Below are 19,945 nucleotides of genomic sequence, written 5' to 3' on the forward strand. Positions count from 1 at the left end.
ATACACAGGTGGAAAACTCTGATTCTATTCTGTTTATCCAGTTTTCCACAGAATTAACAAGACCTACTACTTTTATTATTTATTTATATATAAATACAAAGATTCCGCGATAGAGTTTTTCTATTTTAAAATCAAAGAAAAAGGAGTTTAATCATTATGAAAGTAACTGTAAAGAGAAATACATTTTTACAAGAACTACAAACCGTTCAAAGAGCCATTTCTTCTAAAACAACGATCCCAATTTTAACTGGGGTAAAAATCGTATTAACAGATGAAGGTCTATCATTGACTGGTAGTAATGCAGATATTTCTATTGAAAGCTTTTTAAGCCAAGACGACGAAAAAGCTCAAATGACGATAGAATCTACAGGAAGCATTGTGCTGCAAGCTCGTTTCTTTGGTGAGATCATCCGTAAATTACCTGAGGACATGTTTACACTTGAAGTATTAGAAAACAACCAAGTAGCGATCACTTCTGGTAAAGCTGACTTTACTGTCAATGGTTTGGATGCTGAAAATTATCCACACCTTCCAGTCATTGATGCAAAAAATCAAATTCAATTACCTGTCCACCTGTTGACAAAAATCATCAATGAAACAGGTTTTGCGGTATCACTACATGAAAGCCGTCCAATTTTGACAGGCGTTCATTTTATTTTAGAAAATCAAAAATTATTAGCTGTTGCGACAGATTCTCACCGTTTAAGTCAACGTGTGATTCCAATCGAACAAGCAGCAGAAGATTTCAATATCGTTATTCCAGGAAAAAGCTTAACTGAACTTTCTCGTTCATTTACAAATGAAGAAGAAATGGTAGAAATCAGCATCATGGAAAATCAAGTGCTGTTCAAAACACAAAATATGTATTTCTATTCTCGTTTATTGGAAGGAAATTATCCTGATACCAATCGTTTGATCCCAACAAGCTTCAATACAGAAATCGATTTTTATGTACCGGAATTATTGTCAGCGATCGATCGTGCCTCTTTACTTTCACATGAAGGTCGTAACAATATCGTTCGTTTAGCCATTGCTTCAGATTCTGTTGTTCTTTACGGAAATTCTCCAGAAATCGGTAAAGTAGAAGAGCCGTTGAGCTATGAAAAAGTGTCAGGAGATCCTTTAGAAATTTCATTCAATCCAGATTATATGAAAGATGCACTACGTGCATTTGGAGATATGAGCATTACTGTGAAATTTATCTCGGCGATCCGTCCATTTACATTGGAACCAACAGAAACGGATTTAGATTTTATTCAGTTGATTACACCTGTTCGTACGAATTAAGACCTAGATATAAATATGAAAAAGCTGCTACATGTGTTTAATGCATGTAGCAGCTTTTTTTATAGTCTTTAAAAATCTGATTTGGTGTAAGTCATCCAGAAAAATCCATAGATGCCTCATTGTTTATTTATCCATTGCAGACAATGATCGACAGTCTATAGTTCATATATAAGGACCATAAAACCTACGAAATGAAATTGTCATCTTATTCATTGCGTGGATTTTTTGATTCGATTGATTTTCGCTCATTCTTTTCATAAAAATGTAAAACCGGTTGTAAAACTTTCAGCCCTTTCAACTTTAAATACCTTCTTAAAATGCATTTTAAGAGTTTTTTATTCCTTGGAATATTTTTTATCGATTATATTCAAAATTGCTTAGAATGAAAATTAGACGGATAAATTTGTTTTATCACTAAAAAAAGAGTATAATATTAGAGTGAAAGTGAAAATAAAAAAGAGGGATGCATGTTGAAAAAGACACTCGTTTTAGAAACTGATTACATGACACTGGGGCAAGTCTTAAAAGAAGTCGATGTGATAAGCAGCGGTGGCCAAGCAAAATGGTACCTAGCTGAGAATAGTGTATTCGTAGATGGGGAATTAGAGAATCGCCGCGGTAGAAAATTATATGCTGGTATGATGATCGAGATACCTGAAGAAGGTACTTTTTTTATGGTGAAAAAAGGCGAGGCAGCGGATGAGACTGAATGAAATCGCAGTGCAGCACTACCGTAATTATGATGGGCTAACGCTGGATTTCCCTAAAACCTTGAATATTTTCCTAGGAGAAAATGCACAAGGCAAAACCAACTTGCTGGAAAGTATTTATGTGCTGGCGATGACTCGCAGCCACAGAACCAGCAACGAAAAAGAGCTGATCCACTGGGATTCCGATTCGGCAAAAATCAGCGGTGTCATCGAGAAAAAGACTGGAACGATTCCGCTTGAAATCATTATTTCGACGAAAGGACGTAAGACGAAGGTCAATCATATTGAGCAAAAACGTCTAAGTTCATACATAGGTCAGCTGAATGTGATTTTATTTGCGCCGGAGGATCTGTCTCTTGTGAAAGGCTCACCTCAGCTGCGACGTAAATTCATCGATATGGAATTGGGACAGGTCAATCCGATTTATTTATATGATCTGGTCCAGTATCAATCTGTTTTGAAGCAGCGGAATCAATATTTGAAGCAATTAGCTGAGAAAAAACAATCAGACCTTGTTTATTTAGATATTCTGACAGAACAGCTGGCGGAATTTGGCGGCAAAGTCTTATTTGCCCGTTTGGAGTTCATCAAGAAACTGGAACACTGGGCGAATTTGCTGCACAAAAAAATCAGCCATGAAAAAGAAGAGCTGTTGATCGAGTATTTTTCAAGTATTCCAATAGATAAAGAAAATTTTTCACTAGAAGAACTGCAAAAACAATTACTGCAAAGCGTGAACGAAAATCGTAAACGTGAATTGTTCAAAGCTAATACTTTTCTAGGTCCTCATCGGGATGATCTGATTTTTAATGTGAATGGTCAAAATGTCCAGACTTATGGATCACAAGGACAGCAAAGAACGACTGCGTTAAGTGTGAAGCTTGCAGAAATTGATTTAATGTATTCAGAAACAGGGGAATATCCTGTTCTGTTATTGGATGACGTCATGAGTGAATTAGACAATGAACGGCAATTACACCTACTAGAAACGATTGAAGGAAAGGTCCAGACATTTTTAACTACTACAAGTTTGGACCATTTAAACAATAAATTAACTGTTGAGCCGGATATATTTTATGTTCATCAGGGAGAGATAGAGAGGGAAGCATCTATATGACAGAAGAAGAAAAAAACATGAAAGAACGCGCCCAGGAATATGATGCCAGTCAGATTCAGGTATTAGAAGGTCTAGAAGCGGTTCGTAAGCGTCCAGGGATGTACATCGGATCAACTAGCTCAGAAGGGTTACATCACTTAGTTTGGGAGATCGTGGATAATTCGATCGATGAGGCCTTAGCAGGTTTTGCGACAAGTATTCAAGTGATCATTGAGCCTGATAACAGTATCACAGTGGTCGATGATGGTCGGGGAATTCCAGTTGATATCCAAGCAAAAACAGGACGTCCTGCCGTTGAGACAGTCTTTACTGTACTTCATGCCGGAGGTAAATTCGGCGGCGGCGGATATAAAGTATCCGGCGGACTGCATGGGGTTGGTTCCTCCGTTGTTAATGCACTTTCAACAACTTTGGATGTAAAAGTGTATAAAGATGGAAAAGTTCATTATCAAGAGTTTCATCGCGGAGCAGTTGTCGATGACCTGAAAGTGATCGAAGAAACAGATCGTCATGGAACTACTGTCCATTTTGTACCAGATCCTGAAATTTTTACTGAAACAACAACATTTAATTTTGATAAATTAGCTACACGTGTGAGAGAATTGGCTTTCTTGAATCGCGGTTTAAAAATCTCGATCGAAGATAAACGTGAAGAAACACCTGTTTTGAAAGAGTATCACTATGAAGGCGGGATCAAGAGTTATGTTGAACATTTAAATGCCAACAAAGATGTTCTATTTCCTGAACCGATCTTTATTGAAGGCGAACAACAAGATATTACTGTAGAAGTTTCTATGCAGTATACAGACGGTTATCATTCAAATATCTTGAGCTTTGCAAACAATATCCATACGTATGAAGGCGGAACGCATGAGTCTGGTTTTAAAACGTCCTTGACCCGTGTGATCAATGATTACGCCCGTAAACAAAAAATCATGAAAGAAAATGATGAAAACTTAACAGGGGAAGATGTTCGTGAAGGATTGACTGCTGTTATTTCGATCAAGCATCCGGAACCTCAGTTTGAAGGGCAAACAAAAACAAAACTGGGAAATTCAGAAGTACGTACAGTTACTGACCGTTTATTCTCAGAGTATTTCACAAAGTTCTTGATGGAAAACCCTACAGTTGGTAAACAAATCGTCGAAAAAGGCTTATTAGCTTCTAAAGCACGTTTGGCAGCTAAAAGAGCTCGTGAAGTCACTCGTCGTAAAGGCGCGCTTGAAATCAGCAATCTGCCTGGTAAATTAGCAGACTGTTCAAGTAAAGATCCTGAAAAATGCGAAATTTTTATCGTCGAAGGAGATTCAGCCGGCGGTTCTGCTAAACAAGGACGTAGCCGTGAATTCCAAGCGATCTTACCGATTCGTGGGAAAATCCTGAATGTTGAAAAAGCCAGCATGGATAAAATTTTAGCTAATGAAGAAATCCGTTCATTATTTACAGCGATGGGGACAGGATTTGGTGCTGATTTTGATGTATCAAAAGCTCGTTACCATAAATTAGTGATCATGACAGATGCCGATGTCGATGGTGCACATATTCGTACCTTATTGTTGACATTATTCTACCGTTTCATGCGTCCTGTGGTTGAAGCAGGTTACGTTTATATTGCTCAACCGCCATTATATGGGGTAAAACAAGGGAAAAACATTACCTACGTTCAACCTGGTAAACATGCAGAAGAAGAGCTTGCAAGAGTCTTAGAATCATTACCAGCGAGTCCAAAACCAAGTGTTCAACGTTATAAAGGTCTTGGAGAAATGGATGATCATCAGTTATGGGAAACAACGATGGATCCTGAAAGACGATTAATGTCACGTGTCAGTGTCGATGATGCGATCGAAGCAGATCGGATTTTTGAAATGTTGATGGGAGATCGTGTAGAACCGCGCCGTGCGTTTATTGAAGAAAACGCTCATTACGTGAAAAACTTAGATATTTAGTGATAAGAAGGAGATAAGTTCATGAGTGAAGAAGTGAAAGAAAACATTCAAGACGTCAATCTGACCAGTGAAATGAAAGAATCCTTCATTGATTATGCGATGAGTGTTATCGTAGCTCGGGCATTGCCGGATGTACGTGACGGGTTGAAACCTGTCCACCGCCGTATTTTGTATGGAATGAATGAGTTAGGTGTAACACCTGATAAGCCACATAAGAAATCTGCCCGTGTTGTTGGGGATGTAATGGGTAAGTATCACCCGCATGGTGACTCCTCGATTTATGAAGCGATGGTTCGTATGGCTCAGCCGTTTAGTTACCGCAGTATGCTGGTCGATGGGCACGGAAACTTTGGTTCTGTCGATGGTGATGGTGCCGCGGCGATGCGTTATACCGAAGCTAGAATGAGTAAAATTGCGTTGGAGATGCTGCGTGATATCAATAAAGATACTGTTGATTTCCATGGGAACTATGATGATTCTGAACAAGAGCCGGATGTATTGCCAGCCCGTTTCCCTAACCTTTTGGTCAACGGAACAACTGGGATCGCTGTTGGGATGGCGACAAATATTCCACCGCACAACTTAGCTGAAGTCATTGAAGCGACTAATTTGTTGATGGACAATCCAGAGATTACAACCAATGAACTGATGGAAGTATTGCCTGGACCGGATTTTCCAACTGGCGGTTTAGTTATGGGCAAATCAGGCATTCGTCGTGCGTATGAGACTGGTCGGGGATCGATCACAGTTCGTGCAAAAGTAGATATTACAGAGATGCCTAATGGGAAAGAACGTATTTTGGTATCAGAGTTGCCTTATATGGTCAACAAAGCCAAATTGATCGAACGAATTTCAGAGCTGCACCGTGAAAAGAGAATCGAAGGAATCACAGATTTACGTGATGAATCCTCTCGTGAAGGAATGCGGATCGTTATTGATGTCCGTCGTGATGTCAGTGCCTCTGTTATTTTAAACAATCTTTACAAGATGACGTCATTACAAACATCATTTGGTTTTAATATGTTGGCAATTGAAAAAGGTGTGCCAAAAATCCTAAGCTTAAAACAAATTCTTGAGAATTATGTAGAGCACCAAAAAGAAGTGATTACTCGCCGTACTGAATTTGATAAGAAAAAAGCAGAAGCACGCGCACATATCTTAGAAGGTTTACGTATTGCCTTAGATCATATCGATGAAATCATTTCGATCATCCGAAATTCTAGAGCAGATGATGAAGCAAAAGCATCATTGATCGAGCGCTTTGAATTTTCTGATCGTCAGGCTCAAGCAATTTTAGACATGCGTTTACGTAGTTTAACTGGCTTGCAGCGTGATAAAGTCGAAAATGAATATCAAGAGTTACTGAAATTTATCGCTGATATGAATGATATTTTAGCTCGTCCAGAACGTGTTATCGAAATCATCAAAACTGAATTAGGCGATATCCGTGATAAATATGGAGATGCTCGTCGTACTGAACTTTTAGTTGGTGAAGTTTTGAGTTTAGAAGATGAAGACTTGATCGAAGAAGAAGAGGTCGTGATCACATTAACCAATAACGGCTATATCAAGCGTGTAGCAAACAGTGAATTCAGAGCACAACGCCGTGGAGGTCGTGGTGTTCAGGGAATGGGTGTCCATGATGATGATTTTGTGAAAAATCTAGTGTCATGTTCAACACACGATACGTTATTATTCTTCACGAATAATGGGAAAGTTTACCGTGCGAAAGGCTATGAAATTCCTGAATACGGTAGAACAGCCAAAGGTATCCCTGTGATCAATATGCTGGGTATTGACTCTAGTGAGAAGATCCAAGCGATCATCGCAGTCGAAGGCAAAGCGGAAGACGGACATTATCTGTTCTTTACTACACGTAAAGGAACAGTTAAACGTACAGCTGTAACAGCCTTTTCAAATATCAGAAGTAATGGTCTGATCGCGATCGGTTTGAAAGAAGATGATGAGTTAGTCAATGTTGTCTTAACTAACGGAGAACAAAATATGATCATCGGTACGCATAATGGTTATTCTGTTACTTTTGCTGAAACAGCTGTCCGGGATATGGGACGTACAGCATCAGGTGTTCGCGGTATTCGTCTGAGAGAAGATGATTACGTTGTAGGAGCCTCTTTATTGGATGCTGACACGGAAGTTCTTGTGTTGACGGAAAATGGTTACGGTAAGCGGACAAAAGCCTCTGAGTACCCTGTAAAAGGCCGTGGTGGTAAAGGAATCAAGACAGCTAATATCACAGCCAAAAATGGACCATTAGCTGGACTTACAACTGTTCGCGGAGATGAAGATATTCTAGTGATCACTAATAAAGGTGTCATCATTCGATTCAATGTCGATTCTGTCTCTCAAACTGGTAGAGCAACCCTAGGTGTTCGCTTGATGAGAATGGAAGAAGATGCAAAAGTTGTAACGATGGCAGTGGTTGAACCTGAGCCGGATGAAATCGTTGAAGAAGTCGAAAATGCTGAAATAACAGTAGTTGAAACTGAAACAACAGAAGCAGATACGTCTACAGAAGAATAAGAAACTGAATGAATTAAACAATAAAAAAACACAACTATTTTCTCTAAAAGAGAGGGTCGTTGTGTTTTTTTATTATTACTTATTATTTCTAAAAAAACTAAATTATATTTCTTTTGTTTTAGTTAAAAGTGTGTTTATAATAAAAAATAAGAATAAGTGTGAGGTGAAGAGATGATTCAAGAAAAATTACTATTAACTAAAACTTTTTCAAAGCAATTAAATATAGGCACTGCATTATCCAACTTCATCGAAAATATACTTGAAATATTCGGCGATAAGACAACTGTGCTGGAGCGCAGACCAATCACCTTTTCTGAATATTTTTATGTAGAGTTGATCACCTTTACCAACGGATTTCAAGTAAGAACGAGTTTAAAAAGAAATCCGACATCCTTTGAGATCGAAGCGAAAGCTTATTCTGAACCAAATCATGCTTATTTATCCAATTTAACGATCGAAGAGCTCAGCATGATGCGTTCTTTAGTAAAAAAAGAAAGAGAACAGGTTATAGAGCAAAGATATTCTGATGTAGACCAAGGAGAATTAGCAGTTCTTTCTTCCTTGTTTATGAAATTAAAGATCATTACTGGAGAGATCATATAAAAAAGACGCTGAAATAAGCGTCTTTTTACTATTTAGATATCCGTTTCATTAGCGTACAACGTCCTACACTAATCAACTCTTTCGACTCATTAAAAATTTTTCCTTCCCAAACTTGCAATGAACCACCAATATGATTTGGTTTAGCAACGACAGTCAATGTTCCGTCTAGTACACTTTTTAAATGATTGACTTGAAGATCAACACCGACAGCATAAGCATTTTCAGTAGAGAATTGTTCATTCGCCCCCATACTACAAGCTGTTTCGATCAATACAGCATTGATGCCTCCATGGACAATTCCATAGGGCTGTTTATGGAAAGATGCGACATTCATCGTTAAGGTAACTTTTTCTTTTGTTAACTCTTTCGTATGTATTTGCAGATGCTCCAATAAATTCATGTATCTCCGTCCTTTCTAAAAAACTAGTGATCAATTACGAATGGATTGTTTCGAGAAAAGCAATTGCTGACGTTACTATTACATTGTGATAGTCCAGAGAGTCAAAATAAAAAATACGTTCTTTAGAATAATCTCCACTATCAAATTGTTTTTGTAAGCCAGGGACACAGAGAATAGCCTCTGCATTTTGAGAAATTTGGTGGATATCTGCGATGGAGTCATCAAGGACAACTGTCCATGGCGCAGCTCTTTTTTGTAATTCTCTATTTAATTCTTTGACCAATTTATTCTGCTTAAACATTCCTAAAATATTTCCATCAGGAAGTTTATTTCTCCCAAACATAGGTGTACTCTGATAAACAACAACCGCTCGGTACAAATAATCACTCCTATTTCTATTTTCTTGAAGCTATTACTATCAATGATAACGGAGTTTTGGATGAACGACAAGAACAAGCAAGTTCATATGAATTGTTGTATGCAAGATGAAATAAATAAAGTTAAGAAATTATGTGTATTTTTTAGTATAATCTGATTGTGTAGTTTATAGCGAATAATAAGAGAAGAGGAATAGGATATGGGATGTTTAGGAAATATTATCTGGTTTATTTTTGGTGGATTCATTGGTGGAGTGACCTGGCTTTTAGCTGGAATTCTTTGGTGTATCACGATCGTGGGAATACCGATAGGCTTACAATGCTTCAAATTAGCAGGCTTGAGCTTTTGGCCATTTGGGAAAGATGTTGTCTACAGCACAAGTAGTGTATCATTTTTAGTAAATATCTTATGGTTGATCTTCAGTGGTTTTTGGCTAGCTGTCGGACATTGTATTAGTGGGATCATTTTATGTGTGACGATTATTGGGATCCCATTTGGGATGCAGTCATTCAAGTTAGCGAAGCTAGCATTGATGCCGTTTGGAGCTCAGGTGGTTGTAACAAGATAGATCATAAATATGAATCAGAAGTCAAAAAAGAATGGAAACCAATAAATGGTTTTCATTCTTTTCTAGTACAATTATATAGAGCTGATCTATCTTATGTTGAACCGTCTAGCATTCTAAAATTTATATATTTGTGTATAATAGAAGCATTGAAAACTTACTTAGCTGCACAGGCTAGCTCTTCGGAGAAAGATAAAACCTGAATGAGACAAAAATCGTCTCAGTCATGTTTTCCTATTTTTCAGTCAGAGCTGGAAGAGCCTGTTCCGCTTTTAAAATTATAAGGAGGTTTCCCCATGAGAAACTGGACACCAATCAAGGAATATGATGAAATTTTATTTGAACAAGAAGGTAAAGTGGCGAAGATCACGATCAATCGTCCTCATGTACACAATGCATTTACTCCAAAAACAGTGATGGAAATGATCGATGCATTCAATATCAGTCGAGATAGACAAGATATTGGTGTGATTATTTTGACAGGAGCTGGAGATAAAGCTTTTTGCTCTGGTGGAGACCAAAAAGTTCGTGGACATGGCGGTTATGTCGGTGAAGATAGTGTGCCGCGTTTGAATGTGTTAGATTTACAGCGTTTGATTCGTGTGATCCCTAAACCCGTTATTGCGATGGTCAAAGGATATTCTATCGGTGGTGGTAATGTCCTACAGCTGGTTTGTGATTTGACGATTGCTGCAGACAATGCAAAATTTGGTCAAACAGGCCCGAATGTCGGTAGTTTTGACGGCGGTTATGGTTCTGGTTATTTGGCACGTGTGATCGGTCATAAAAAGGCGAAAGAAGTTTGGTTCTTATGTAAACAATATTCTGCTGAAGAAGCGTTAGATATGGGCTGGATCAATACAATTGCTCCATTAGACCAAGTAGAAGATGTCACGATGGATTGGGCGCATGAAATGTTGAAGAAAAGTCCGTTGGCGCTGCGTATGATCAAAGCCTCTTTGAATGCAGATACAGATGGTCTTGCAGGTATTCAGCAATTAGCTGGAGACGCGACGTTACTTTACTATACAATGGACGAAGCAAAAGAAGGACGCGATTCCTTCAAAGAAAAACGTGATCCTGATTTCGATCAATTTCCTAAGTTTCCATAAAGGGTGAGAAAAATGAGTAGTTGGCTTCAAAAACAAGTAAATGAACGACCGGATCATCCTGCTTTTTACTGGCAGGATGAAGTATGGTCATTTTTTGAAGTAGCAGAAGAAGTTCAAAAATGGGCAGCTGGATACTCTGCAAATATTCCGCAAACAGAGAAACGTATTGCTCTTTTTAGCCGAAATTCAAAAGAGATGTATTTTTCGATCCTAGCATTATGGGAATTAGGTAAAGAGATCGTTTTTTTGAATACGCATTTAAGCCTTCAAGAACTTCAATATCAATTGACAGATGCCAAAGTAAAAATAGTGATTACGGCAACTGAATATTTATCAGTAGTTGCAGACTTGAACCAAGTGAACATCCTTGAAATGAAACGTGGAGATGTTTCGGTTCTTGATCAAAAACAAATGGAACTAAATTATCAGCTTGAGATGCCAGCTTCGATCATGTATACATCTGGTACAACAGGGAAACCTAAAGGGGTTGTTCAGCGTTTTAGCAACCATCTTGCCAGTGCTTTGGGCACACAAGAGAATATGGGGATTACCGCAGCTGATTGTTGGCTTTGTCCAGTACCACTATTTCATATTAGCGGACTATCGATCGTGATTCGTCAATTGGTTCTGGGGTGCAGCTTTCGCTTGTATAGTAAATTTGATGCTAAAAATATAACCAAAGATTTGACTGAAGGTAGAGGAACTGTGATTTCCGTTGTGGCTGTGATGCTGAGAGAGCTACTGGAGTATTACCCTAAAGCGGGTTACAGTAAAGAATTTAAAGCAATGCTTCTGGGTGGCGGACCTATTGCCCCAGCTGCATTAGAGCAATGCGAACGAAATAAAATTCCTGTGATCCAATCTTATGGGATGACTGAAACATGTTCTCAGGTGGTTGCATTAAGCTTCGAGGATGCTTCTAAAAAAATCGGCTCAGCAGGAAAACCGTTAAAAGGTATGCAAATCAAAATTATAGCTGAAAATGGAAAACAAGCACCAGCTAATAACGTTGGTGAAATCCTTTTAAAAGGGAAAAATGTGATTCGAAATTATTTGAATGGCGAGCAGTGGCAAATAGAAAAATGGACGGCAGACGGTTGGTTTAAAACAGGAGATATGGGGTATTTGGATAATGAAGGGTACCTTTATTTAGTGAGTCGTTTAAGTGAACTGATCATTTCTGGTGGAGAGAATATTTATCCTACAGAAATTGAACATATCCTGCAAGAATTTCCAGGCGTGAAAGAAGTTGCTGTGATCGGTGAGTCAGATCAAAAATGGGGAGCTGTTCCAGTTGCTTATATTGTTGGTGACCCAACGATTACGATTGGAAAAATCAATGAATTTGCGAAGCAGCATTTAGCGAAATATAAATGTCCAAAACGACTCTATCTATGTAATTGTTTGCCTAGAACTGCGAGTGGAAAACTTGCGAAACATCGCTTAACAACAGAAGAAAGGGAGGCTTTTTTAAGCAAATGAGCATTCCTAATGAATTAAAAGAAGCATATGTGAACGGCTATCGTCAGTTTAGCTGGATAAAAAAAATAAATGAACATACAGAATCTTTGCGTACTTATTTTGAGAAGGGACAAAAATATTTCAAAGGTACTAGATTCTATTGGCAAACGCCAGAACAAGAACTGATACTTGTAGGATTTGGGAAAGAACAAGTATTAGTAGAGGATCAGGCTTCTTTTAATAATGTCGATGCTTTTCTATTAAAAGAACATGACTTGGTTTATCAAAATGAAATGATCAGCGGGGCAGGTGCAATGTTAGTTGGCGGCTTTGCATTTGACCATCACTCGATAGAACAAAATGAGTGGGGTGAGATGGATCGGGGATTGTTTTATTTATCAACATTCCTGTTTTCTCAAAAAAATGAACAAAGATATTTGACGATCAATTTTAGTGCTGAAAGTTTAGCAGAATTAGAGCATAAATGGCATGCTCTAAATGAGCAGATAGAAGAGATAATGCAGGAACAAGTGAAAACAAACACAACTTTTCAGGAAATTATTGCAGAAGAAGTAGCTGTTTCTGAATGGATGAAATTGGTCGACCAAACAGTGGAACAATTAAAACAATCTGGACTATTAGAAAAGGTTGTTTTAGCTAGACGAATGAAAGTAACAACCAATGACTTTTTTCAAGCAGAATATATTTTGAGAAATCTACAGGAGCAGCAGACGAATACTTATTTTTTTGTGCTGGAATCAGCTGATCAACTTTTTATTGGTGCAACTCCGGAACGGTTGCTGAAGGCAACTGACACAGCTTTTTCGACAGCAAGCATCGCTGGTTCTGTTTCACGTGGAACAACTGCCGCTGAAGATGAAGAATTGGGTAAGTATTTACTGAACGATATGAAAAATCGACAAGAACATAAAATTGTTGTCGATCGAATTACTAGAGAAGTAGAGCAGATGACAGGTGTTTCAATTTTACCTCAGACGCCTAAGCTATTAAAAAATCGGGACATTCAGCATCTACATCTACCAATTGAGGGAAAACGACAAAAAGAGTATCGTTTTTTAAAAGGAGTAAAACAACTTCATCCAACACCAGCATTAGGTGGGGAACCAAAAGAATTGGCTTTGGAATGGTTAAGACAGCATGAAGAGTTAGATAGAGGTCTATATGGTGCACCGATCGGTTGGGTTGCGATCAAGGAAGATATTGGTGAATTTGCCGTTGGTATACGTTCGGCAGTTTTTTCGGGCGATACTGGCTATTTATATGCTGGCTGTGGGATCGTAAAGGATTCACAAGCAGAGCAGGAAAGAGAAGAAACCAAAATCAAATTTCAACCAATGTTAAGAGGAATAGGAGGGAAGATCAATGACAAATCAAATTGATATGACACGATATTTACACTCCTTTGTCGAAGGCATGATTAGTAGTGGCGTCAGTCAGGCAGTGATTAGTCCCGGATCTAGATCTACTCCTTTAGCTTTATTGCTGCATCGACAAGAAAAGATAGAGACGTTTGTTGAAGTCGATGAGCGTTCGGCAGCTTTTTTTGCACTTGGATTAAGTAAAGCAAGTAATAAACCAGTTGCCTTGTTGTGTACTTCAGGAACAGCAGCTGCAAATTATTATCCAGCAATCTGTGAAGCTAAAGCGAGTCACGTTCCATTGATCATTTTAACGACGGATCGCCCACATGAATTACGACAAGTAGGTGCACCGCAATCTATGGATCAGCTTCAATTATTCCAAAATCATGTTAAATTATTTGTAGAAATGGCTATTCCGGAAGGAACAAAAGAAATGCAGGACTACGCTTATTGGCAAGGAATGCGCTCGACAGATACAGCTTCCCAAATGCCCAAAGGACCTGTACACTTAAATTTTCCCTTAAGAGAACCTTTATTGCCAGATTTGTCTTCCTCATTAAAAACGAAACGGCAAACAGAAATCATTGCAGGAAAGCCGCAGCTGACAGAAAAGCAATTGATTCAGTGCATCAATGCTTTGCAAGGTAAAAAAGGTGTGCTAGTTGTTGGGGGAAGTCACACACCTAAAGAAGCACGTTTATTTGTTGAATTAGCAGAGGCATTAAACTGGCCTATCATTAGTGATCCGCTGACGAATATTACCTCTTGTGGTCTTGACAGCTCACTGATCATGAGTTGTGCGGATTTATTTATTCAAGAAGTAACTATGATTCATCGACCAGAAGTCGTTGTTCGTTTTGGTATGCTGCCGATTTCAAAAAATACGATGTTTTGGCTTCGATCACTTGAGAAAACAGAGACGATCATCTATTTTGTAGATGAGACCGGTGAATGGCAGGATCAATTAAAGCAAACACAAGTTGCGATTCAAGTTCAAGAACAGCCATTTCTTCAAGCAGTTAAAGAAAATATCACAGTAAAAACATCAGGATCGTGGACTGCTCAATGGATTAAATGGCAAAAAATAACTGAACAGGTATTAGAAGAATTAGCTGAAATGAACCAGCTCAACGAAACTTCTGCGAGCCTTTTAGTTCATAAACAAATGATGGCTGACGGTCAATTATTCGTTTCAAACAGTAACGCCATTCGTTTTATCGATCGGTTTGCTGCTGTAGAAAATACTAGCTATCATCTATTTGGGAATCGCGGGATCAATGGAATCGATGGAATCGTTTCGACAGCTTTAGGTATGTGTGCGACGAACCCTAAACGCCAAAATATTTTGCTGATTGGTGATCTGGCCCTGTATCATGATATGAATGGATTATTATTAGCCCAAAGATATCATTTACCTTTAACGATCATATTGTTGAATAATAATGGTGGCGGTATTTTTTCTTTCCTTTCTCAAAGAGAACTGGAGAAAGAGGATTTTGAACCGATTTTTGGCACACCAATTGATTTAGATTTTTCCCTTGTGGCAAAGTTATATGGTGCTGAATATACAAAAGCTGAAACTTTAGAACAGCTGGATTTATTATTAGAGCAGACAAAAACAGAGCCGAAATTTCAACTAATCGAAATCATTGGGGATCGTGAAAAGAATGTTCGTTTACAGGAACAAATAATGAACGTGCTAAAGGAAAAATTGGAGCAAGACAGATGAATATAGAAATTAATGGTGTAGATTACTATTATGAATGGTTATCTTATAAAAAAGGGTGTCCCACTTTAGTCTGTCTGCATGGCTTTACAGGTAGTGGACAAACCTTTGCGCCAGTCTTTCAGGGAAAATCTGATTTTAATATTTTAGTGATCGATTTAATTGGACACGGTCGATCCTCTATTCATGTGCATCCTTACCGTTATCAGTTAGACTCGTTGTGTCAGGATTTAGCTTTACTAACTGAAAAGCTGGGTATTTCGGTATTTTCATTATTAGGCTATTCTATGGGGGCTAGAGCAGCTTTAGGGTTCTACTATCTATTTCCTCATAAAGTTCAACAACTGATCTTAGAGAGCGGTTCTCCGGGCTTAAAAAGTCGATCAGAACGAACAAGACGTCAATTATCAGATGAGCGTTTAGCTTCCTGGACCTTAACTTCACCAATTAAAGATTTTGTGATGAAGTGGGAAGCACTGCCTCTTTTTGATACACAAAGAAGTTTACCTGATCAGTTACAGGTTGCAGTTCGTGAGGAACGATTAGCACAACAACCATTTGGTTTAGCGTGTAGTTTGTGGTTTATGGGAACAGGCATACAAAAAAGTTATTGGACAGAATTAGTCGGTATAAACATTCCTGTGTTATTGATTGTCGGAGAATTAGATCATAAATTTCGGTGGATTGCTGAGGAAATGAAACAAATACAGTCAACGTTCATCATTGAAACGGTCGAACATGCGGGACATTGTGTCCACTTAGAAAAACCGCGTCAATTTGAAGAAATCGTTTATGGATTTTTAAAAGGAGGAGTTGCAGATGAAGATTAAGCGTATCGATTGTTATCGCATTCGTCTCCCTTTACGTATTCCTTTTGAAACAAGTTACGGCCGACTAACAGAAAAAGCCTTTGATATTATATTGATCACTGATGAATTAGGTAATCAGGGGATTGGGGAGCTCGTAGCATTTGAGCAGCCAGATTATATTGAAGAAACGATTGCAACAGCACGTATCATCATAGAAAAGCACTTGATTCCTTTGTTGATCGATCGAGAAATCGATGATCCAAGAGAGATTTCTTTGCTATTTCAAGAAGTAAAAGGCAATCAAATGGCAAAATCCAGTATAGAAACTGCCGTTTGGGATTTATATGCCAAACGTAATGGAAAAAGTCTCCAAACATATTTTTCTGCAACAAGAACACAAATTCCTGTCGGCGTTAGTGTAGGCATTCAATCTGATATATCTGAATTATTAAAGCAAATTACAGCTTATGTGGATCAAGGATATCAAAGAGTTAAGTTGAAAATACGTCCTGGCTATGACTTGAAACCAATTGCTTCGATTCGAGAAAAGTTTCCTGATTTACCACTAATGGTTGATGCTAATTCTGCGTATACTATCGATGATCTTTCTCATTTGAAAAAGCTGGACGCCTATAATTTGGTGATGCTGGAGCAACCTTTTGCTGCTGATGATTTTTTAGATCATGCACAATTGCAAAAAGTAATGAAGACAAAGATCTGTTTAGATGAAAATATCCGATCGGTCAAAGCTTGTGAATTAGCTTTCGCTTTAGGGAGCTGCCGAAGTATCAATTTGAAAATCCCTAGAGTCGGTGGAATCACTGAAGCATTAAAAATCGTTGATTTTTGTGAAAAACATGACCTGCTTGTGTGGTTGGGCGGAATGTTTGAATCAGGTGTGGGTAGAGCATTGAATCTGCAGTTTGCTTCACAAAGCATATTTACTTTCCCTGGAGATATTTCAGCTTCTGATCGGTACTATTACGAAGACATAATATCAAAGCCTTTTGTTCTAACTAATGGCAAGCTTTCAGTGCCAACAGGATCGGGAATTGGCGTGTCGCTATCTCCTGAACATCTTTTGAAGTATGGAAATTATGAAACTATCTACACAGATTGAAAGACTCACAGACAAGGAAAAAATGTCTGTGAGTCTCTTTCTATAATTTATTGTTCTTTCAACGTTTTTTCAATCTGTAATCGTTGGACTTTCATCGTTGCTGTGCGGGGAATTTCGTCCCAAGCCATAATGATCGGTTCGTTTAAGCGTGGCAAGTCATTGACTTGTTCCCACCAAGCATCCCAGTTCATTTCTTGCTTTGGATCAACAGCTAAAATCGGTTGAGGAGAATTATCTTTTGCACGAACAATGATCACTTCTTGAAGGAAATCGAGTGCATCTAGTAAATGATCTTCGATCGCTAGATTACTATCGATTTTTTCAATCAAATCAACCTGACGATCTTTCAGATGCAGATGACCTTGTTCATCCATAAAGCCATAATCACCACTATCCCACCAAGGACCAAAAACCGTTGCTTGGAATCGCTCATCTTCTTTGTAATAAGTAAGCGCACGTCCCTTAGATAGAAACTGAATATGTCCATCTGTCATTTTAGGCAGAACATTGCCGTCTTTATCTGCAATTCTAGCCTCAGTCAACCCTTCTAAACCAACACCCATGTCGCGAGCATCAGATGTTTTTAGTGATTCTAGAGTATGAGCTTTTAAGATCATTGGCCCACATTCGCTTTGTCCATAGACCTGTAGGAAAACAGGTTCGTTTTTCTCTGATGCTTTTAAGAAGCTGGCCATAGTCGCATTATTGATTGCATCAAATGTAGAGTGATAGTAGCGCACACTGCCGAAAACCTCAGGTGCTCTTTTCGCTAATGAAGTCCACTGAACAAAGTTATTTGGGTGAGTTTCAAGAGCAATAGGTTGATGTTTTAAGAGCATTGCAGCAACAGAATCACTGTTGGATATGGACAAGGGCATCATTGGAAAACCCATTGCCATTAACGAAGAGACACCGATATTAAAACGTGAATGTACAGGTGAAATATGGAATCCAACCAGTTTTTTCTCTGCGATTTTAGTAAAAATTGTTTTTTGCCATTTTGTACGCCATCCCATAGAATTTGCTGAATGACAAATCAATTTTGGGATACCTGTTGTTCCAGATGTATGTGTCATATAAGCGATCGTATCTTTAGGAAGTTCGACTTGAGGAACTTCTTCAGTAGATGCTTGTAAAAGTCTCTCAATAGAAATTTGTTTGCTGGAAGAACTGTTTTTCACGTTGTTCACTTTTTCAGCTGTTTCATCATCAAATAAAATAAAAGGGTCATCTAAACGATCAACAAACACTTCGATTGTTTCTGCTGGAAAGTGATAAGAGATCATTGCAGGAACAGCGCCTAAATAAGAAGCTGCAACCGCTAGTAAATACGTATCGAATTTGGAACTTTTAAAGATAATGATTTTATCCTCAGCTTTAACACCTAGGCTTGCTAATTGATACGCACGATTTAAAATGGCATTATGACTTAGCTCGTACGTATAACTTGTACCTAGTTCTGGAAAGGCGGGTAGGGGTTCATCATGAATAATTGCAGTAGTAGGGTTTTTACAGGCAGCATCACGATAATTTGTATACAAATTAAGTGGTTGGTACTCTAACAGTTGGTTCAATTTACAGCATCCTTTCAAACTACATAAATATTTTTATCGCTTGTGTAATAACGAACAAGGACAGTATACCATGAAAAATAAATAACCTGAATAAATAAGAAAAAAACAAAAAGACACTGATTTAACGTATATTAATAGTGAAAGCTAAAAGAGGAAATAGCTTGAGGAAAAAACAGTCAAAAGTTATGAAGGATACTTGATTTGATTGGATTTTAGGTGTATAATAAAATATTGTGAGTAGTCTATTTTTTTAGATCGCTCTCCTTGCTCTTAGCAAACTAAGAGCCTTGAAGTCCATAGGGAGGTGAAAATCAATGAGTCAAGCTACGAATTATGAAATTATGTACATCATTCGTCCGAACATTGATGAAGAAGCAAAAACTGCTTTAGTAGAACGTTTCGACACAATCTTAAAAGATAACGGAGCAGAAGTTATCGAATCAAAAGATTGGGAAAAACGCCGCTTAGCATATGAAATGAACGGATTCCGTGAAGGCATCTATCATATCGTTAAAGTATCTTCTCCATCAACTGCAGGAGCAATCAATGAATTTGATCGTCTTGCTAAAATCAATGACGATATTATCCGTCATATGATTATCAAGGAAGAAGCATAATAAGAATGTTTCACGTGAAACATTCATTTGACGAAAGGAGATGTTTAAATGATTAACAACGTTGTATTAGTTGGAAGACTAACAAAAGATCCAGATTTACGATATACTTCTAGTGGTTCAGCTGTTGCGACATTTACTTTAGCAGTAAATCGTAACTTTACGAATCAAAGTGGAAATCGTGAAGCAGATTTTATTAACTGTGTGATTTGGCGTAAACCCGCTGAAACAATGGCAAACTATGCGCGTAAAGGTACATTGTTAGGTGTAACAGGTCGTATTCAGACTAGAAATTATGAAAATCAGCAAGGTCAACGTGTATACGTGACTGAAGTTGTTTGTGAAAATTTCCAGTTGTTAGAGTCTCGTTCTGCATCAGAGCAAAGACAAACACAAGAAGGATCAGCACCGTCATACAATTCCGGCGGCGGAAGTTTCCAACCATCACAGAATAATAATTTTTCAGGACAAAACAATTTTAATCAATCATCCTCTCAGTCTAGCAATAACGGTATGCCTGATTTTGATAGAGATGCTGATCCATTCGGTGGAACAGGATCGACTATTGACATTTCAGATGATGATTTACCATTCTAAACG

General features: G+C 38.1%; 18 protein-coding genes. 15 read left to right on the forward strand and 3 right to left on the reverse strand.

Features of this window, described 5'->3' with window-relative positions:
* Positions 1-156: 156 nt before the first annotated feature.
* The 6 genes from dnaN to A5889_RS09325 all read left to right on the forward strand — a co-directional run bounded on the left by dnaN (position 157) and on the right by A5889_RS09325 (position 8,204).
* Entirely contained in the window at positions 157-1,287 is a 1,131-nt protein-coding gene (gene dnaN, locus A5889_RS09300) for a DNA polymerase III subunit beta (protein WP_087641628.1), read from the forward strand.
* A 470-nt stretch (positions 1,288-1,757) separates the two neighbouring features.
* On the forward strand, positions 1,758-2,000 hold the full coding sequence (yaaA, locus tag A5889_RS09305) for a S4 domain-containing protein YaaA (RefSeq protein WP_087642050.1): 243 nt from the start codon (positions 1,758-1,760) through the stop codon (positions 1,998-2,000).
* On the forward strand, positions 1,987-3,114 hold the full coding sequence (recF, locus tag A5889_RS09310) for a DNA replication/repair protein RecF (RefSeq protein WP_087641629.1): 1,128 nt from the start codon (positions 1,987-1,989) through the stop codon (positions 3,112-3,114). Before yaaA ends, recF begins: the two co-directional genes overlap by 14 nt.
* Positions 3,111-5,060, forward strand: coding sequence for a DNA topoisomerase (ATP-hydrolyzing) subunit B (gyrB, locus tag A5889_RS09315; protein ID WP_087641630.1), 1,950 nt, complete (start codon positions 3,111-3,113; stop codon positions 5,058-5,060). Before recF ends, gyrB begins: the two co-directional genes overlap by 4 nt.
* Positions 5,061-5,081: 21 nt before the next feature.
* Positions 5,082-7,601 carry a DNA gyrase subunit A gene (gene gyrA, locus A5889_RS09320; protein ID WP_087641631.1) on the forward strand — a complete coding sequence of 840 codons (2,520 nt, stop codon included), beginning with the start codon at positions 5,082-5,084 and terminating at the stop codon, positions 7,599-7,601.
* Between the two features lie 171 nt (positions 7,602-7,772).
* The gene (locus A5889_RS09325; RefSeq protein WP_087641632.1) at positions 7,773-8,204 is read left to right on the forward strand and encodes a hypothetical protein; all 432 of its coding nucleotides are present in this window, start codon (positions 7,773-7,775) and stop codon (positions 8,202-8,204) included.
* Positions 8,205-8,232: 28 nt separating this feature from the next.
* Here A5889_RS09325 and A5889_RS09330 read toward each other — a convergent pair whose 3' ends face one another.
* Complete coding sequence (locus A5889_RS09330) at positions 8,233-8,604, reverse strand: PaaI family thioesterase (protein WP_087641633.1); 372 nt, start codon at positions 8,602-8,604, stop codon at positions 8,233-8,235.
* A 34-nt stretch (positions 8,605-8,638) separates the two neighbouring features.
* A complete protein-coding gene (locus tag A5889_RS09335; protein WP_087641634.1) occupies positions 8,639-8,983 on the reverse strand; it encodes a hypothetical protein in 345 nt (114 codons plus the stop codon).
* Positions 8,984-9,181: 198 nt separating this feature from the next.
* Here A5889_RS09335 and A5889_RS09340 point away from each other — a divergent pair, with 198 nt between their 5' ends.
* From A5889_RS09340 to menC, 7 genes are all read left to right on the forward strand, one after another.
* Complete coding sequence (locus A5889_RS09340) at positions 9,182-9,550, forward strand: YccF domain-containing protein (protein ID WP_087641635.1); 369 nt, start codon at positions 9,182-9,184, stop codon at positions 9,548-9,550.
* A gap of 293 nt (positions 9,551-9,843) precedes the next feature.
* The gene (menB, locus tag A5889_RS09345; RefSeq protein ID WP_087641636.1) at positions 9,844-10,659 is read left to right on the forward strand and encodes a 1,4-dihydroxy-2-naphthoyl-CoA synthase; all 816 of its coding nucleotides are present in this window, start codon (positions 9,844-9,846) and stop codon (positions 10,657-10,659) included.
* Between the two features lie 12 nt (positions 10,660-10,671).
* The gene (locus tag A5889_RS09350) at positions 10,672-12,141 is read left to right on the forward strand and encodes an o-succinylbenzoate--CoA ligase (RefSeq protein WP_087641637.1); all 1,470 of its coding nucleotides are present in this window, start codon (positions 10,672-10,674) and stop codon (positions 12,139-12,141) included.
* The gene (locus A5889_RS09355; protein WP_087641638.1) at positions 12,138-13,520 is read left to right on the forward strand and encodes an isochorismate synthase; all 1,383 of its coding nucleotides are present in this window, start codon (positions 12,138-12,140) and stop codon (positions 13,518-13,520) included. Before A5889_RS09350 ends, A5889_RS09355 begins: the two co-directional genes overlap by 4 nt.
* Positions 13,504-15,231, forward strand: coding sequence for a 2-succinyl-5-enolpyruvyl-6-hydroxy-3-cyclohexene-1-carboxylic-acid synthase (menD, locus tag A5889_RS09360; protein ID WP_087641639.1), 1,728 nt, complete (start codon positions 13,504-13,506; stop codon positions 15,229-15,231). Before A5889_RS09355 ends, menD begins: the two co-directional genes overlap by 17 nt.
* The gene (menH, locus tag A5889_RS09365; RefSeq protein ID WP_087641640.1) at positions 15,228-16,058 is read left to right on the forward strand and encodes a 2-succinyl-6-hydroxy-2,4-cyclohexadiene-1-carboxylate synthase; all 831 of its coding nucleotides are present in this window, start codon (positions 15,228-15,230) and stop codon (positions 16,056-16,058) included. The genes menD and menH overlap by 4 nt, the downstream gene beginning before the upstream one ends.
* Complete coding sequence (gene menC, locus A5889_RS09370) at positions 16,048-17,157, forward strand: o-succinylbenzoate synthase (RefSeq protein ID WP_087641641.1); 1,110 nt, start codon at positions 16,048-16,050, stop codon at positions 17,155-17,157. The genes menH and menC overlap by 11 nt, the downstream gene beginning before the upstream one ends.
* A 47-nt stretch (positions 17,158-17,204) precedes the next feature.
* Here menC and A5889_RS09375 read toward each other — a convergent pair whose 3' ends face one another.
* The gene (locus A5889_RS09375; RefSeq protein ID WP_087641642.1) at positions 17,205-18,731 is read right to left on the reverse strand and encodes an AMP-binding protein; all 1,527 of its coding nucleotides are present in this window, start codon (positions 18,729-18,731) and stop codon (positions 17,205-17,207) included.
* Between the two features lie 314 nt (positions 18,732-19,045).
* On the opposite strand from A5889_RS09375, the gene rpsF reads away from it, so the two are divergent.
* Entirely contained in the window at positions 19,046-19,348 is a 303-nt protein-coding gene (gene rpsF, locus A5889_RS09380; RefSeq protein WP_069663270.1) for a 30S ribosomal protein S6, read from the forward strand.
* Between the two features lie 48 nt (positions 19,349-19,396).
* Positions 19,397-19,942, forward strand: coding sequence for a single-stranded DNA-binding protein (gene ssb / locus A5889_RS09385; protein ID WP_087641643.1), 546 nt, complete (start codon positions 19,397-19,399; stop codon positions 19,940-19,942).
* Positions 19,943-19,945 lie beyond the last annotated feature (3 nt).

It is taken from the genome of Enterococcus sp. 9D6_DIV0238 (assembly GCF_002174455.2).
In the GTDB taxonomy this organism is placed as follows: domain Bacteria; phylum Bacillota; class Bacilli; order Lactobacillales; family Enterococcaceae; genus Enterococcus_L; species Enterococcus_L dunnyi.